Source organism: Leptospira tipperaryensis, assembly GCF_001729245.1.
Taxonomy (GTDB): domain Bacteria; phylum Spirochaetota; class Leptospiria; order Leptospirales; family Leptospiraceae; genus Leptospira; species Leptospira tipperaryensis.
The window spans coordinates 2,789,854-2,807,128 of sequence record NZ_CP015217.1; the positions used below are offsets into that span (position 1 = coordinate 2,789,854).

A 17,275-nucleotide genomic window follows, 5' to 3' on the forward strand; every position below is an offset into this window, starting at 1 on the left:
TTACGGATTAAAATAGAATGGACTTTTCAAAAGCAATTCTACTCAACCTTCCTTCCCTTGCGTTGCAATAAACGGTTCTTTCGGAGAAAGAAAATAACCGCTCAGACTTGCGATGAGCACGGGAGTAAAACTATACAAACCGGTAAGCTCAGACAAAAGAATCGTGGTCGAAATCGGAGTTTTTGTAACGGAAGAATTGACTGCCGCCATCAAACAGATCATCAAAAATGATTCGTTCTCGGTCGGTAAAATTCCAAAAAGAAATTTGCCCGCGCAGGCTCCGAGAAAAAAAAGGGGAATGATCACTCCCCCTCTCCAACCCGCCGCAACGGTTGTCGTGATTGCAAAGGTCTTCCAAAAAATAAGACCTACCAAAAAGAGAAGAGTAAATCTTCCCTCTACGATAAGATTGAGTTGATCGTGTCCAAAAAAACGGGTCAGAGGAATCTGCCAAGCGATGACTCCCAGAACAAGACCGCCGATCGTAGTCTTCCAGTAAATTTTTCCCGGAATCTTAGAATAAATCCAGCGGTTGGTCAAAAATAGACCGTGGAACAACCAACCCAGGCCGGCACCTATGGCTCCGAGTAAAAGGGCATATAAGAAATCTTGAATATCTCCGGGAACATACTGCGGAAATTGCCAAGTCGGTTGTAAACCCGCGTGCGTCATCCAGAGGAATACGAAAAAGGCCGAAGTGCTCGATAAGAACGCGGGTAAAAGGGCTTTATAGTATTCCACGACATGTCTGTGTTGGAGAATCTCAAGAGCGAATAACGCGCCCCCCAGAGGGGAACCGAAAAGAGAAGTAAAGCCGGCGGCCATTCCGGCGATCGTCATAGAACGATATTCCTCTCCGGTCAAACCGAGTTTTTCGGCGAACCAGTTTCCGAAGGAACCCGTGATTTGTACGAGAGGGGCTTCCGGTCCCGCGCTTCCACCGGTGGAAATACTCAAAAGGGAGGAAAGAGCCATAGAAGGGTTTTGACTGGCCTCGAGTTTACCGCCTCGGAAACGTATATTATCGATTACTAATGAAATTTCTCCGGGTTCTCCGAGAAAGTGAATGATCAGACCAATCAAAAGCCCGGAGACTGTCATAAAAGGAATCGTTAGAATCCCCGAGACGCCCGAAGCAAATTGTGTAAGATATTCGATGAGCATCCAAAACGCGGCGGAAAACAAACCTCCTACAACTCCGAGGATCACATAAAAAAAGGTGAGCCTCGAAAGCATAAAAGGATTTTTTCTGGAAAGTACCAGAAGCGGAGACCGCAGCAGATTGGCGAGATTGATCATATCTTCGCTGTTAGACGAACTGGACTTCTTCTTTATTACCGGAGATGATTTCTCCGATCCAGTGAACGGATTCTCCGGAGGATTCTAAGAATTGTTTTGTTGAATTTACGTTTTCTTCGGAAACGACCAACATATAACCGATTCCCATATTGAAGGTGGCAAAGAGCTCCAACTCGTCGAGCTTCTTATCTTTTTTGATCTTTTCGAAAAAGTATCCGGAAGGAATTTTCTCTTTATAAAACTTTGCCTTCGATCCTTGCGGAAGGACTCTCGGAACATTCTCCTGATATCCTCCTCCCGTGATGTGAACCATTCCTTTTACGGGAACCTTTTGCAGAAGTTTTAATATACTTTCCACGTAGATCCGAGTCGGTTTGAGAGCGTAGTCTTTTAAGAACTTTACTTGTTCTGGATCGGACGGGAGATGTTTTCCGTCCGTTAAGAGCAACTTACGAATCAAGGAAAAGCCGTTGCTATGGGGCCCGCTCGATTCTAATCCGAGAATCTGATCTCCCGGTTGGATGGAGCTTCCGTCGATCATCAGATCTTTTTCCACCGCACCGACCACAAAACCCGCGAGATCGAATTCGTCTTCTTTCATCGTTCCGGGATGTTCCGCGGTTTCACCGCCGAGAAGCGCTGCGTTAGACAGCTTGCAACCTTGTACGATCCCGGAAACGATCTGATCCATTTTTTCAGGATCCAATTTTCCACAGGCAATATAATCTAAAAAGAATAAAGGTTCTCCGCCGCAGACGAGGATATCATTCACACACATCGCGACGAGATCGATCCCGACCGTGTTGAACGTATTGAGAAGTCTCGCGAGTTCTATCTTCGTTCCGACTCCGTCTGTTCCCGAAAGTAGAACGGGTTGATTGTATTTTTTAAGAAAGCTTACGTCGTAGGCGCCCGCAAAACCGCCGAGTCCTCCGAGAACTCTCGGTCCGTGAGTGGATTCCACGTTGCGTTTGATCTTCTGAACAAACTCTCTGCCTTTTTCCGTGTCCACACCGGCGCTTTTGTATGTAATCTTTTCTTCCATTCTTAAGATCCCGACTCTTTTTAGAATAGCTTGGAAAAGATAAAATCCCTGCACACAAAAAAAAACCGGATCCATACGGGAAATCCGGCACTTAAGGACGAAGATTCGGGAATTCAGGAAATCATTTCATCTGGTCGATCTGCTCCATCGCAGAGAGTTCTTCTTTTGCGGCGGTTCTTGCTTTTAGTTCTTTATCGCCCGGCTTTAGATCTACGGCTTGACCCGCTTCGACCAAAACCCTAGCGTTATCGGATTTACGAGTGATCTCGACGGAGCCTTCTCTCACGGCAAACGTGCCGGATTCGTCTTTACCGTTGACCCTTCCCCAGAACTGGGTTCCTCTCACGGCCGCTACGACGGTCGGAGTGTCCACGGTTAAACTCTGACCCTTGGCGAGCTTCGAAGCCTTGATCAAAACGTTACCTTCCGAAACTTGAAAGGAAACGATCTCCGCATTGAGAGAGGCGACCTTCGCCGTACTTCCGCCTAAAAGACGAAAGCTTCCGAGTTTGGAAGTAAGATCTAACACGGCGTCGCTTTCGGTTTTCACCGATTGTTTTTCGGCGACGTTTGAAAGAGGTGAAAGTTCTTTACCGGATTCCACGATGGAAGCCTTTCCTTTGAGAAAGGTAACGACCGCGTCCGAACTTTCCGCAACCTTTGGTTTACACACATTCAAAAAGAATAAAACCGCGAAGGCGGTTATAAAACGGATCATAAACACTCCGATTGAATCCTCTAAAGAGGAGTTTTCGTATTATACACTAATTCGAAAAAATCGGATCGAAATTTTAGTTTTAATTTAGGAAATTTATTTCAAAATTTTTCAGAGGGACACAGGAAATTTATTTCCAGAGAAAGGGGTTTCGAAATTTAGGAAAAATATTTCTCGGATTCTGCAAAGTCGGATTCTCCCGAAACGATCAGAAACTCGGCCCCGGAGGAAGTGGAGAATTTTTTGTGAACGGAGCCCGGGTTTGCACGATGAAAATCACCCGCTTTCAGAACCGTTCCTGCGATATTTAGATCTCCCTCGATCAATAAACAATCTTCCGCGGTTTCGTGAGCATGCCCCGGAAAAACGGCCCCGGCTTCCATACGAATCATAAGCGTGACCGTGTTGCGGCTTTGATCTCTGTTAAGAATTTTATATTCCACACCGGAAAACGCGGACTTCCTCCAGCGAGAATCTGATTTTCGAATAAAGAGAAAATCTTCTCCTTCGTTTTGTTGATTCAAAATGGAGGAAATAATTTTTTTCTTTAAGGAAGAATCCGGTTTCACTTCCGGGAGCGAAGATATCGCGAACCGATGAAAGATTTCTTCGAGTTCCGTTTTCCCAAGCGAGAATTCAAAAACGTCTCGAGGAAAGACAAAATTTTCCCAGTCTGAATTGGATGGATTAGGATCGTTGTCCGGATTCATAGTTCTCTTCCGCTCTGAAGAATGATTTCTTCTCGGATCTTAAAATTCTTACGTATAAACTTACAAATCGGATCTTTTTTTTCGTTTTGTTTTTCTCTTTTGTTTCGATTTGCAATCCGTTCAAAAACAATATTCGTGAAATAAGAATTATGGAAAGAAACGATTTTTGTAGGAGTTCCGACGGATTGAAAGTCGTTCTCAAAAGATGACTTCTTTTCAAAAGAAAATCCTCCCCTCTTTTAAGAACGACCTTTTATTAAGAAATAGCTCGCGGTCAAAATTACTGTCTTTTCGAGTTATAATCATCGATGTTTTTATTTCAACCAACGTTTCTAAAGATTCCATTCTTTGAGTTGATCCCTGAGTTGAGCAAGTCCGGTCCGAATCCGCGACTTCACAGTTCCCAGAGGAAGCTGAAATTTTTCAGCAATCTCACTCTGGCTGAGTCCACTCCAATACGCCTCTTGCAAAAGAATCGCGATCTCAGGGGAAAGAGTTGCAATCGCTTTCTGAACACGGCTTCTCAAGGAAGAATCGAAAACTTCCTCGAAGGCCGGGTCTTTCGGTAAAGAACTCGAAAGTTGAGTCTCTTGAAATTCTCCAGTTTGTTTTCGATTTTTAAAATCGGTGGATCTGAGTTTTGTAATTGCCGCGTTACGCGCAATCGTAGTCATCCAAGTCAAAGGAGAGGAACGTTCCGGTTTAAACTGCTCAGCTTTATTCCATAGAATCGTGAACACTTCTTGGAGAATTTCCTCGGCTTCCTCTTTTTGCATTAGAATTTTATAAATTACTGAATAAATAAGATTCCCATAGAGATCGTAGAATTTTTCGAGACAACGAGGATCCTTTCGAACGATCCCGGAAATCAGGCGCAAGGTTTCTGAAGTTTTGTTTCCCGAAGACGAAGATTCCGAATCGAGATCCGACAAAATCAAACCCCGCTCTTGGAGTTCAAAAGGTGGTCCGCCAACCGAAAATGAAACTCATCTTCGCTGTTCAAAATCAGTTTGTATTTTGTTTCTCCCCCTTGCTCTAAATCGGAATCGGAGATCGATTCTCCCAAAGAATTGAGAAGGTGTTTGATCGTTCCGGAGTTTCCGTCATACAACTTTAAACTCGGAAAATTCTTTAGAAGAATCTCTTTTAGAAAAACGTAATGTGTGCATCCAAGAACTACGATCCCGACATCCTGTTCTTTCAGACTTTTTAGAATCGGTTGCAGATATTCTTCCGCGCCGTTAAAATCGCCTCGGTCCACCAGACCTGCAAGCCCGGGACATGAAATCGGAAGAAGTAAATCGTCCGCGTTCAATTCTTTTTTGAGCTTTTGAAGTTTCTCTTCTTTTTGAGTGACGGGTGTCGCCAAAAGCGCGACTCTTTTTCCGGGGTTTTGTAAAATCGCGGGTTTGATCGCGGGTTCCATTCCAAAAATAGGAATATCAAATTCTTTTCTCAGAGTTTCGGCCGCGGCCGAAGTCGCCGTATTACAAGCGAGTAAAATGGTTTTTACGTCTTCTTCGAGAAGTCGATTGCATACGTTCCGGGTCAATTCCAAAACCTTCGATACGTTCTTTTCTCCGTAAGGACTGTTTTTGAGATCCCCGAAATAGACAACTTCGAGATCCTTCCGATACTTTAGAATTTCCTTAAGTACGGAAAGCCCGCCCATTCCGGAATCCATCAGCCCGATCTTGAGCGGCTCTTTCAAATTGGAGACCCCATTCTCAATCGATCTTTTGCGTTAGGCGGAAGCGATATACTCACCGATCTTTTCTCGAAGGGTTTTGTAGATCCAGTTGAATTTTTCTTCGTCTTCTTCCAGTAAGGTGACCCTGAATCCGTCCATCTTTGTGCAGAACGCTGACAAAGGAACCACGCAGATCCCCGTAGACGCAAGGAGATAATATACAAATCTTCGATCGTTCGCGGCTTGTTCCAAAAGAGGCTGTATAAAATCGGAAGCCTTTTGATTCTCCACCTTCAACTTCATCGAAGAATTGAGAACCCCGTCTTCGAAAGCTACGGTCAGATAGAAAGCTCCCTTAGGTTCGTTGACCTTGACACCTTTTAATCCGGAGAAGGCTTCGGTTGCGAGGCGAGCTCGTTTTTTAAACTTCTCGTTTCTTCTTTTTAGGTGAGGAATAAATTCTGGATGAGAATAGACTTCAGGAATCGACATCTGCGGAAGTGTGGTCGAACAGACTTCCAACATCTTAGCGTCTAACAACGATTTTACGTAACGACTAAAAACGGGATCCTTGTCCTTATTAAAAATTTCCAACCATCCGCAACGTCCGCCCGGCCAAGGAAATTCTTTCGAAATCGAACGAAGAGCCATTCCGGGAACTTTGTCCCCGATGACCTCGGAAAGATGAAGCGGCCCGGCGTCGGAATAATTTACGTGTGCGTAGGTTTCGTCGCAGATCAACATGAGATCGTATTTTTCACAGATCGTCACGATTTTCTTCATTAGAGTTTTATCATACACAGCGCCCGTGGGGTTATCTGGATTGATCAGTAAAATTCCGGTGATAGAATCGTTGTAACGAACCTTGTTTTCGATGTCTTCCAGATCCGGCATCCAATTGTTTTCCGGAAGAAGATTGTATGTGAGATGTTCGTATCCGCTGTGAGCGGCTTCTGCGGATGATATCGTGGAATACGCGGGGCTTGGTCCGAGAACTCGAGCTTCTCTTCTCATAAAGCCGAAGATCTTTGCGACGGCGTCTCCAAGACCGTTGAAAAAGAGAAGGTCGTCCTCTGTGATCTGCGCCCCTCCTCTTTCGTTCACCTTTTCCGCGAGGAATTTACGGGTCGGTTCGTATCCTTGAGTGGCGGTATAGGCCCAGGATTTATCTTTGAGAACCAGATTGGAAACGATCTCTTTCATCCAAGAAGGAATGGTTTCCCCTTTTTGAATCGGATCTCCTATATTTTCGTAAGTGATCTGAAGACCCAAAGCCTCCAGTTTTTTTGCGACGGCTACGATCTGTCTGATTTCATAGATCAGAGCGTCCGCTCCGCTGTGAACGATGTTTCTTCTCATCCCGTCCTGTCCTATCCTCTTTTCTATATTATCGATTTAGCATGGGTCTTTAGAAACTGCGATAGCGATTGTAGCGGAAATTCCGTAAGGAATTGCAGCGTAAAGCGCGGTCGCGAGCCTTCTTTTGAAAAATTTTTGCGAGCGAATCGCCCGAATGTTCTTTCATCAGACTCACGTTTTTTATTTTTGTATCAGTTTCACCGGAAGTTCCAACATCGTTTTGTCCCGGTAGATACGGAGCTTGATCTTGCCCCCAAGTCCCACTATTCCAACCTGTTCGCGCAGATCATTAATATTTTTGATCGGGGTTCCGTTCGCCTCGAGAATAAAATCATAACGTTTGATTCCTCCGACTTCCGCCGAAGATTGAGGATCCATATCGTAAACCAAAACCCCCGTCCAAGAATCCGGGATTCCCAGAGCCGTTCTATGATCGGGAAGAGGCACCGTCGCCATCACCCCCAAGATTGCGGGACGGATATGACGACCTTGATTGGCTTCTATCATCCGAATGATCTTTAAAGAATAATTACTCGGAATGGCAAATCCGATGCCGGAGTTCCGTCCAGTCTCGCTTCGAATCAGTCGATTGATTCCGATCACTTCTCCGTAGATATTTAAGAGCGGGCCTCCGCTGCTGCCCGGGTTGATCATACTGTCGGTTTGGATATGAGTTTGACCGGTTTCGTCCAGGTCTTCGCGATACTTCGCCGAGACTACCCCGACGCTAAAAGAACGTTCGAGGCCAAAGGGGGAACCGATCGCAATCGCCCAGTCTCCCACTTCGATTCGATCCGAATCTCCGAATACGACCGGCTTCAGACCCGAACCTTCCCGAATCTTTAAGAGAGCGATGTCCGCTCTTTCGTGACTCCCCACATACTTTGCGGAATGAATTCCACCGTTCGAAGTGATAACTTCGATACTTTCAGCGCCTTCGATGACGTGATAGTTGGTGACGATATAACCTTTGTCGTGAACAAAAAAACCGCTTCCAAAAGACGCGAGTCTTTCGTTTCTAAAATCGAAGTAGTGATAAGGATTTGAAATCGATTCGCTCTTTTTGGTTCGGATCGAAACTACGGAATCCTTCACGAGATGATAGACGTTGCGAAAAGAATTTTGTATTTCAATTGCCGACTTTTGTTCTCCGGGTGAGATCGGCCTTTTGCCGGAGAAAAGAGAAGACAAAGCGCAATCCTTCGGAAAAATCAGAATCGATATGAGAACCGCTAAAAGAATTCCGTTTAAGACGACAATCCTCGGAAGTGTGCGTAATAATTCCATGTTAGAACCTAAATTCTATTCTCTTGATTTGCGGAACATCTGTAAATCTAAAACTGTAATGTTTATAGGGAGAATCACAATTCTTCTTTTTTTGGCTTTGAGTTTTCAAAACTGCGTCGGATATCTCTGGCATCTCGGAACGGGACAACTCGACATTCTTCTAAAAAGAAAAGCGATCGAAGAAGTTCTCAGAGATCCGAATACAAAAGAAGAATTAAAACACAAACTCCGGGAAGTCGAAAGTTTTCGAATATTTGGAATCAAAGAATTGGCCTTAGAACCGGCCGCCGGTTTCAAAACCTTTGTACAACTCGATCGAGAAGAACTTGGTTGGCACGTCGCGGCTTGTTATCCTTTAAAGTTGGAATCTTACACTTGGTGGTTTCCGATCGCGGGAACCGTTCCTTACAAGGGTTATTTCAGTTTGGAAAAAACGAAGGAAGAAGAAAAGGAACTCAAAGAAAAAGGATTCGATACGAGAATTCGGATCACCGCGGGCTATTCTACTCTGGGCTGGTTCGAGGATCCGATCTTCTCTTCGCAGCTGGAAGTTAAACCGCACGAGGTCGCGTCCTTGGTGTTTCACGAGATGGCTCACTCGACCGTCTACTTTCCGGGAGATTCGGTCTTTAACGAGAGTTATGCGAGCTTCGTCGAAGAGGAAGGAACCTTTCGTTATTTGGAATCGTTAGAAGGAAAAGAAGGCCCGATCAAAAAGGAAATCCTTCTTCATAAGGAAGAATCGCAGAAGTTCAAAAAACTTTTGGTGGAAACTGCGGGTAAACTGCAAAAGTTATATTCCTCGGAAGCTGGAGATTCTGAAAAATTAGAAAGTAAAAAACGGATCCTAAACGAATTCAAGGAGGTTCTTTTCGGTTTAAAAGAAGAATACAAAACGTTCCCGATGGAAAAACTCTCAATGAAGAATTGGAACAACGAAGACTTCGTGGGTTATCTTCGTTATCATTCCGGCTCCGATTTTTTTAAGAAGGAATTTGAAAGGGCTGATTTTAACTTTTCCAAGTTTCACGAAAGAATGAAAGCCTTCGTAAATCTTTCCAACGAGGAAAGAAAGAAACTCCTCCGATAAATCGATCGATTCCATAAGAAGGAATCACCTTGCCCAGAAAGGAATTGAATCTTTAAAAATAAATGTCGTAACTACGACAGCACTACCGTAAAAGTTCGCGCGCCCCGCCCTGATTTTGGGTGGAGGGGTGAGGTGGCGGGAAAAATTTCGGAAACTTTCCTATATCACAAAATTCTAATTTTGCAAGAAAAAAGTCCCGTGTAGGAACTCCCACAAAATTTTCTATTGAAATCATGTTACTTTCCAACTTGCGCGTAAGATTACAGGACCGCGCCCCGACCTCGAGTCGCTTTGAAGAATTGTATCGAATAGTTATTCTTCTAATATAAAACTGTTAGTATACAATCGATAACCGTTCCAGACTCGATCCAGAGGATAAGTTTCTTTGATCGCGTCCAAAGATTCTTGAAAACGAATGTAGAGAGGAACTTTGGTTCGACTTCTCTTTGTTAGGCGTTTTAAAAAATCCACGTGGGCCGTATCGGTCTGATCTCCGATAAAAATCACGCCGGGTCCGACAAAACCTTGAGCCAGCCAATAAAAAGCGTCGCGATAGTTTACGATATCATACCTTTCTTCATCCAGATAAGAAGAAGTAAAAACCCAATTTCCTTTTCTCATAGGACCGAAGGAATCGGAAACATTCTTACCTCCTATGCTCAGACTCACTTGATTGACGATCTCGAGCGGATATTGCAGAACATACAACCGACTCTTTGTATCGGAGCCGAGATTTCCGGAGCCGATCTCGAGGGCCTGCAGATCTTTCAACGTCTTCTGCCAAGTCTCTTCAGCTTTCGCACTTTCTAAAAATTGAATCTGATAATCGGCATTGAATTCTTCTTTGGTTGAAAAGATCGGATTGGAAAGAAGAGATTCCGGATCGTTGACGAGATAAAAACGGTCTTCGGTTCTAGGCACCAGAGGAACTCGGAAATGATACGAGCTCAAATAGAGATACGTAAGTTTGTTTTTTGTAAACTTAATTCCTTTTCTATATTCGTTTTCCAACTCTTCTCTGAGTAGAACTTCGTAACCGCCGCGAGAAGCCTCTTCGAGATATTGAAATAACGAAGCCCTAAATTTACGATTGTCTTTGATCGCAAGATCGCCTTTAGACTTTCCTTTCACAAAACGGATGTAAAACGATTCCAAACCCAGATCCATCACGGAAAGAAATTCCTGATCTTTCGGAAGTTTCTCCTTGAGTCGTTCCGAAACGGAAGCAAACAAAGGAATGTCTTTGTAGTCTGCGTTGCGATTTAAGATCAAAGGCCGGCTCATGGAAACCAAATCCTTTGCTAGCGCCAGATCGAAAAACGTTTCGGAATTGTTTTTTTGAAACGATAGTTTTTGAAGGAATGTAATCAGATCCAACAGCTCGGTTCTATCTTTGGAACTAAATGACTTTCCCTTTTTGGAACGGACAAAAGTATTTAAGAATTCTATAAACTCAGTAGGCGATTTAGAAACTACCTTATCATAAAGAGAAAGCCATTCCCCTCTTTCGCTTCCGGAAGACGGTTTTGACTTTAGGTTTTTATGAAATGATAACTTCTCAATAAATACATTCTTATCTTTGAATATAGATTGATATTCTTCTCCGATCTTGTATTTGGAACCGATCCTTTCGATCCAATCCCGGCTCTTTTCCAATTCTCCGCGAGACAAAAGCGCTTGCGAATAACCTAATACCATTCGTAAGGCTCTTGACTTTGCTCCGATCCCCCATTCGTATTCAACGAGAGAATGCGCCAAAAGATCCACTTCCTCGTTTTCCTGAAACGGAACCACATACAAAATCAAATGATAGAGAAGACTTCTTTCTTCCGAGTCCAAGGACTCGAACAACTTGGAAGAATTTCCATAAACTTCCGAATACAAAGAATAAGGAGAAAACCAAGCGCCCGTAATTTCCCGTTTCCAATTTCGAAACAGCCTTTCTCGAAATCTTCCCGTATCCTCTTCCGCTTCTTTTTTCTTTAGAACTTCCAAGGCCGCGTCCCAATTTCCGGAAAGAATCAAATACAATTCCTCTTTTCTAAATATCTGATTCTTAGAAAGATTGGCGCCTTGTAAAAAGTATTTCTGTGCCAAAAGACTCTGTTGAATTTGTTCGACTTCTTTTGTTTCTTCGGAATCGTTCGCCAACTCAAGCGCGTTCTTATAAGCAAAATCACCGACCAAAGGTTCGTACAAATCTCGAGAAATCCGAAGAATCTGTTTATAATACAAGTAAGGATCATAAAACGGAGCGATCCAATTCGTAGAAACCCGAAGCGAGGACGGAGAAACGGGAACACCGTCTTTGAGAGAATATAATGACAATAGAATATTCTTTTTTTCTAAATCATCAATATCCTTAGGGGAATAAGATTCGCAATCCTTGAGACTCCGGTCCAGATAACAGGTCAGAAGCGCAGAAAAAAGGATCGAATCTTTTTCTTCCCGATTTTTTAGAACTTCCGAATAAACGTCTTTTAAAGAAAGTTCAGGCGAAAGTTTCCATTGAAGACGAAGAAGATCCAATTCTCCGGAAACGACCGGACCTGCCTCCCGTTTCGAGGAGCGATACGAAAACGCATGAGCATAGGCTTCCCGGATCTGTTCTTTTCGTTCATGACCTCTCGCGGATTCGTAGGACTTGATTCCGATTTTGTTTGTGTCCTTATTTCTCAAAACACTCGCGCCCAGATAAGAACTTCCGGGAAACGATTTTGTAAAAACGGATTCCGGAGGATTTACGGCACAAGCTTGTTTGCGCGCGCAAAGGGCGACGCTGCGGATTCCGGAAGCGCTTAAAAGTTCGTAGACTTCAGATAGTTTTCCAAGATCTGCAAACTCGTCGTCGTAAAACAAAGCTGATGAAATTTCGTTTCGATTGTGAAAAAGATCCTTCAGCGCCAGTTCCTTTTCTGAAAAACTTTCTCCAAAAGAATTATCCCCTTGTGTTTTAGGAAAAGGGGAAACGATCAAATCCGTATCCAACAATCTAAAAAGAATCTGATCGGAATTTGTTCTCATTATCTTCAGAGTGGAATCATTGTTAGGCGATCCTTCCAAAAGAGCCAAGGACCGGAGAGGTCGAAAGTCTTTTTCCTGGAGCGGCTTCAGATGAGAAGGCCTAAAAACCAAGGACCGTCTTGAAGGAAGAATCTCTTGTACCGAATGCGGATCGATTCCCCCATCCATTTGAACAAACCAAACCTTCTGGCTCGAAAAAGGAATTTTACCCGTATTTGCGTTCTGTTTCAAAACCTCTTCGGGCCTTCCGCTTAAATTGAAATATTCTTCTCCAGCGGAACTCGCTCGATAGATTCTGATCTTAGAATTGGAAGATTCGATTCGTAGATAACCTTCTCCACCGGAAAGAAGCCCGATCGCAGAAGGCTCTTCGGAAAAAATTCCCAGATACCCGTCCAGATTTGCATTCTTCCCTTTCATATCCGAAAGAATTTTTTCCAAATCTTTTGCAAAGTTCTGATAGTCTTTTTGAGCGGACTCGGACTTTTCCTTTTTTTCCAATGCGTTTTGAATCGCGGAATAAGCGACCTTTTGTTTTTTGAGAAGATTTTGAAGCTGATTGACGTCCGCAGTAAAACTTGAATCTTCCGATTCGTGCGGAATTCTTACAAACTGTCTGTACAGATTGATCTTGTGGAGACGATCTAAACTTTTAAATCCTTCCGCAAGTTTTCCGGACTCAAAATAGATCTCAGATTGTATTTTATATAATTTGCGTATTACAAAAAACTTAAGTTCTCCGATCAAATGAGGATGGGCAAGAAGAAGAGAAGAGGCCTTGTCTATTTTTTCCTTCGCCCTTGCGAAATTTTTCTCATTTCTAAAAATTTCGGCCTGAACTACGAGGCATTCGATCCATTCTTGAATATAATAAAATTCATTTGCGGATTCAGCGGATATATCCAAAAGACTTTTTGCCCGCTCCCCGTCCCCCAATCGAACATAGAGAGCCGCCCTACTCAAAGAATGAAAGATTCTTTCCTTTCTCGTATAAGGGTCCGCGGGTAAACCTACGATTTCCTTGGCAACCTGAGAAGGATTTTCAAGAAGTCCAGCCGATAATCCGAACATTTCAAATCCGGAAACCTGTTCACCCAGTCGAAAATACTGCTCTCCTAAATAATAATATACTAATGCAAGAATCGGATCGTGGTCCGAATTCGCGCCGTAAAATCGTAGCAGACATTTTTTCCGCTCCGAGTGGATCGTTTCTTCGATAGACTGCGCGTCGCCCAGACAACCGCTTACAAAATTCTCCTTGGCGCCGAGAAGGGTATCAAGAGCCGTTTGTAAGGTTTCCAATTCTAATTTAGGATCCTCTTTTGAATTTTCAAGATGACCAAAAAAAGAATAGAGTCCCCTACGGAAGGAACTCCTCGCCTTGGATACAAAGCCTTGATCGGATTCGAACTTTTCCGCGTCCTCATAGAACGCCATCGCGGTTTTGAACTCCTCTCTTTTGAAGTGCAAATATCCCAAATCGTTAAACGAATTGGATCGAATGAGAGCTCCCGCGAGCGTGGAACCCAATCCTTTGGATTTTACGTAAGAAAGACGAGCATTGATTTCTTCGATTGCCTTTTCAACTTCATAGGATTGAATGAGATTGTTGACTCGAATCCCGCTCGTCATCAACGGTTGAAACTTCGGCGTGATCGCTTCCGGAAATCTTCCTTCTCCTGAAATTCTCACGCCGTCGGGCACTGCGATATCCCAGACAAAGTCCCAGAAATAATCCCAAAACGTAATCTTGACTCCCTTGGGAATCCAGTCCGCCCCCCCTCTTCCGGAGGAAATTTTTTCGGCTTCCTGAAGATGTGATTCGGATAGTTTAAACTTTCCTAATTTTTGATAACAAAGCGCGAGTCCGTTGTGAAGGTTGACCGGATCGATCCAACCTTTGTCTCCGTTGAGAGAAAGTGCGTCCTTATAAAACAAAACCGCGTTTGCAAACTCTCCCGATTCCATATAGGAAAGACCGGTTAACGTGAAAAGCAAGGCGAGTTTGAATTTGTATTGTTGGAGTTTTTCGGGGCTATCCTTTCCGGCCAGGGTCTTTCTGGATTCGTTTTCGAAATACAAACTTGCAGCCGATTTGAGTTTTCCGACCGCCGATTTATAGTCCGCTACGTAGATCGAGGATCTCGCGGAATTAAAAAGAAACATCGCTTTCTGACGATAATTCTCGAATTGGGTTTTCGAAATGATATAATTGGAAAGTGAATCGACTTTAGAATACTGCTCGTTTGCTCTCGGATAATTTTTTAATAAGAAGTAATTATTTCCAAGATTCAACCTTAGATCGGAAAGAGCCTTTTTATTTTCAAAATTCTCACCTAAGAGTTCGAGCACCTGACTATAGAGTTCTATATTCTCTTCAAAATTTTTCTCAGGAAAATATTTCTTATATACTCCGGAATATTTTTCTTCGTCAGTAGGTTGGTCTTCTCCGGACTTTCTTCCTTTAAGAATATCTATGTATTGATACATCCAGCCTAAAAGTTGATACGCCTCGTAATAACGAGGATCCGCAAAGATGATCCATCTCAATTCATATTCAGCTTGTTTAAAGTCTCGAAGGATCTCTTCCTTTCTCGCCGAAGTCATCGAATTGGCGGCGTTGTAATACGTCTCGCGAATCACACTTCGATTTACCAAGTAATAAGAATAGCCGTAGAGAGTCGCCAAGTCCAAAACGGGACGCGATCTCGGAACAGCGATTTTGTAATACTGATTGATATAGGAAAGTCCTTCCTCCGCGAGCGGATCCACGCTCGCAATATCGATGATGTCGATTTGTTTCAGAACGGCCTTTTGTTTTTCTTCGCTTAGAAAACTGGCGAGTTTAAAAACGGAATCGACCATCATCCTTTGATAATATACCGCGTATTCCTTATACAAGGTTTCTAAGAATAAGTTTCTACTTTTTACAAGAAACATATTCTCCGTATTATAAAAGTAGTGAAAGGCCGCGTCTTGAAGATTTCCTCTTCGATCGTGGTCTCTTGCCTTGTTTTCAAAATAGATAAAGGAACGTTCTATCTCTTTTTCGTCGAGATCCACTCCCAGAAGCGGATCGTATTTTTCCAAATAGATCCGAAGTTCGTCGAATGATTTTTGAACTTCTCCCATTCCCTTGAAATTGTCCGATTTAAGAAGATGTCCTTTTAAAAAAAGAGGATCGGTTTCGGAAACGAAAGAAAGAAAAGAGTTCATTAAAGAATTACTTTCTTCAAAGGAGCCTTTTCCGTTGAGACCGAGCGCCTTGATATATAAGAAATATTGAAATAACCTAGGAGATTTTTTTTCGAGAGAATTAGTGACGATCCCTAACTCCGCGGCGCTTGTTCTTTCCGAAAAATTCTTACCTTCCAAAACTTCTCGGTCGATCTGCGCGTAGAGAAGTTTTAAGTCTTCTTTTCCCGCCTTTGGGTCGTTTGCGATGGAATAAAATGTTTCCGGAATCTTATAAGAATGCGCGGAGGCGTTTTTAAATTGAAGATCTCCCGTTTTTCTATAGATGTCCCGAATTCTATAGTAGGTCGGATATAAGTTTAGAATTTCCTCATATAGTTTGAGAGAAGAAGATAGGTCTCCCGTTTTCTGCGAAAGATCGCCTTCCTCCTCCAAAAGAGAAGCCAAAACGTCCTTTGAAACCGAAGATACCGTTTTGATCTGATCGTAGTATTTTTTTAGTTCGGAGATCGCCTGGCCGGTGGCGGACCTACGCTCTTCCGCCAAAAACAAACCGTAGGCAAGCCCCGCAGAAGGATGAAGTCTCGACGAAAAAATCTCTTTTTTCACATTCTCCGCAAACGAGTTTCTTCCGGAATCTCTTGCTTCCTTATATTTAAGAAGAAGAGCTTTGGAATGGATGAGAGGAAAGATCGGATCTTCCGAAAAATAAAATTCTATCGCGTCGATCGCGAGGAGAAAATCCTCAAAGCTCTGCTTATCCCTGTATTGAAGCGCGAGCTCATACTGAGAAATGATATCTTTCTCTTTGGAAACGGATCCGGAAGCCGGAATAAAATAGATATTGAGAGTATTATAATATGCTGCTGTAAAAAGGATCGATCCTCCGTTAAACGCGGAGAACTTGGAATCAAAGAGGGAATCGTTTCCGGAAGTAAGCTGACGAACGACTCCCGTTTTTAAATCCTTTCTTACGATCAGACTGTTGTCTCTTTCGTCCAGACGACCGTTTCCGTTCGTATCGTTTCGAATCGAAGTATAATACAAATAACGTTTATCGGTGGAGATAGAGGGTGAAAAATTGAGATAAGAACCCGAAGTGATTCTTTCTTTTTTTCCCGAAGCCAAATCCAAAAGATAGATATCACCGGAATTAGAATTCTCATAGGAAAGATATACGATCGTCTTTCCATCCGCCGACCAAACGGGAGAAGTTCCCCCGTTCTGAGTCAGAAGTTTCATTGGCTCTTTTTCTTCCGTATCCAAAACGACCAAATTTTGAATGCCGGGACTCAGACGATCGGACGAAAAAACCACGTGGCGGTTGTCCGGCGAAAAAGACGGATCCGTGTCCGTAAAACCGTCCTTTTGACCGGGAACATCAAAATTAGGATTTGTTAATACAATAAAATCTGAATTTAGAAATCGTTTCCCTTGTAGGAGTTTTTCCGCCCAATAAGAAGGGTCCATTTCGAGCAAAACGATATCCCCGGAAGAATCATACTGTTCGGAAACAAAAACCAACTTGGTTCCGTCCGGGCTGATCGCAGGCTTTAACTCCGGGGCCGGATGTTCGGTGACCGGAACCGTAATGGAACTCTTTAGATCCCGAAACCAGATGTCGTAGTTTCCCTTTTGTCCCGTGGTATAAAAAAGATATCTTCCGTCTCCGGTCGCGGAGTTGTATAAGTTATTCCCTCTTTGTACGGTGAGAGGAAACGGTTTTTCATTTTCAGGAGTGAAATAGTTTACGGCGATCGAAGAATAATTGAACTCAAGCGGTTTGATCTTTGCGCTCGATTTTAGCAACGCGCACTGATAGAGAAAAACAAAACTCAGGATCCAGAGAAAACGAATCATC

Annotated in this window: 10 protein-coding genes; 1 reads left to right on the plus strand and 9 read right to left on the minus strand. The window is 43.3% G+C overall.

Annotation, left to right across the window (positions count from 1 at the left end; all coding sequences use genetic code 11):
• Positions 1-42 precede the first annotated feature (42 nt).
• The 8 genes from A0128_RS13135 to A0128_RS13175 form a co-directional block, all read right to left on the minus strand.
• Complete coding sequence (locus tag A0128_RS13135) at positions 43-1,236, minus strand: chloride channel protein (protein WP_427854350.1); 1,194 nt, start codon at positions 1,234-1,236, stop codon at positions 43-45.
• A gap of 73 nt (positions 1,237-1,309) precedes the next feature.
• On the minus strand, positions 1,310-2,419 hold the full coding sequence (gene purM, locus A0128_RS13140) for a phosphoribosylformylglycinamidine cyclo-ligase (RefSeq protein ID WP_156781838.1): 1,110 nt from the start codon (positions 2,417-2,419) through the stop codon (positions 1,310-1,312).
• Positions 2,420-2,465: 46 nt separating this feature from the next.
• Complete coding sequence (gene lsa19, locus A0128_RS13145; protein WP_173662793.1) at positions 2,466-3,074, minus strand: adhesin Lsa19; 609 nt, start codon at positions 3,072-3,074, stop codon at positions 2,466-2,468.
• Positions 3,075-3,217: 143 nt separating this feature from the next.
• Positions 3,218-3,769, minus strand: a complete 552-nt coding sequence (locus tag A0128_RS13150; protein ID WP_069607942.1) for a cupin domain-containing protein — start codon at positions 3,767-3,769, stop codon at positions 3,218-3,220.
• A 332-nt stretch (positions 3,770-4,101) separates the two neighbouring features.
• Positions 4,102-4,701, minus strand: coding sequence for an RNA polymerase sigma factor (locus A0128_RS13160; RefSeq protein WP_069607944.1), 600 nt, complete (start codon positions 4,699-4,701; stop codon positions 4,102-4,104).
• Between the two features lie 2 nt (positions 4,702-4,703).
• A complete protein-coding gene (gene murI / locus A0128_RS13165; RefSeq protein WP_069607945.1) occupies positions 4,704-5,480 on the minus strand; it encodes a glutamate racemase in 777 nt (258 codons plus the stop codon).
• A 33-nt stretch (positions 5,481-5,513) separates the two neighbouring features.
• Complete coding sequence (locus A0128_RS13170) at positions 5,514-6,818, minus strand: pyridoxal phosphate-dependent aminotransferase (RefSeq protein WP_069607946.1); 1,305 nt, start codon at positions 6,816-6,818, stop codon at positions 5,514-5,516.
• Between the two features lie 180 nt (positions 6,819-6,998).
• Positions 6,999-8,105 (minus strand): S1C family serine protease, encoded by a 1,107-nt coding sequence (locus tag A0128_RS13175; RefSeq protein WP_069607947.1) that lies wholly within the window; start codon positions 8,103-8,105, stop codon positions 6,999-7,001.
• Between A0128_RS13175 and A0128_RS13180 the strand changes: the two genes are divergently transcribed.
• Complete coding sequence (locus tag A0128_RS13180; RefSeq protein WP_069607948.1) at positions 8,104-9,195, plus strand: aminopeptidase; 1,092 nt, start codon at positions 8,104-8,106, stop codon at positions 9,193-9,195. The genes A0128_RS13175 and A0128_RS13180 overlap by 2 nt on opposite strands.
• A gap of 312 nt (positions 9,196-9,507) precedes the next feature.
• Here the strand turns inward: A0128_RS13180 and A0128_RS13185 are convergent, their stop codons facing one another.
• Complete coding sequence (locus A0128_RS13185) at positions 9,508-17,274, minus strand: PD40 domain-containing protein (protein WP_069609286.1); 7,767 nt, start codon at positions 17,272-17,274, stop codon at positions 9,508-9,510.
• Position 17,275 lies beyond the last annotated feature (1 nt).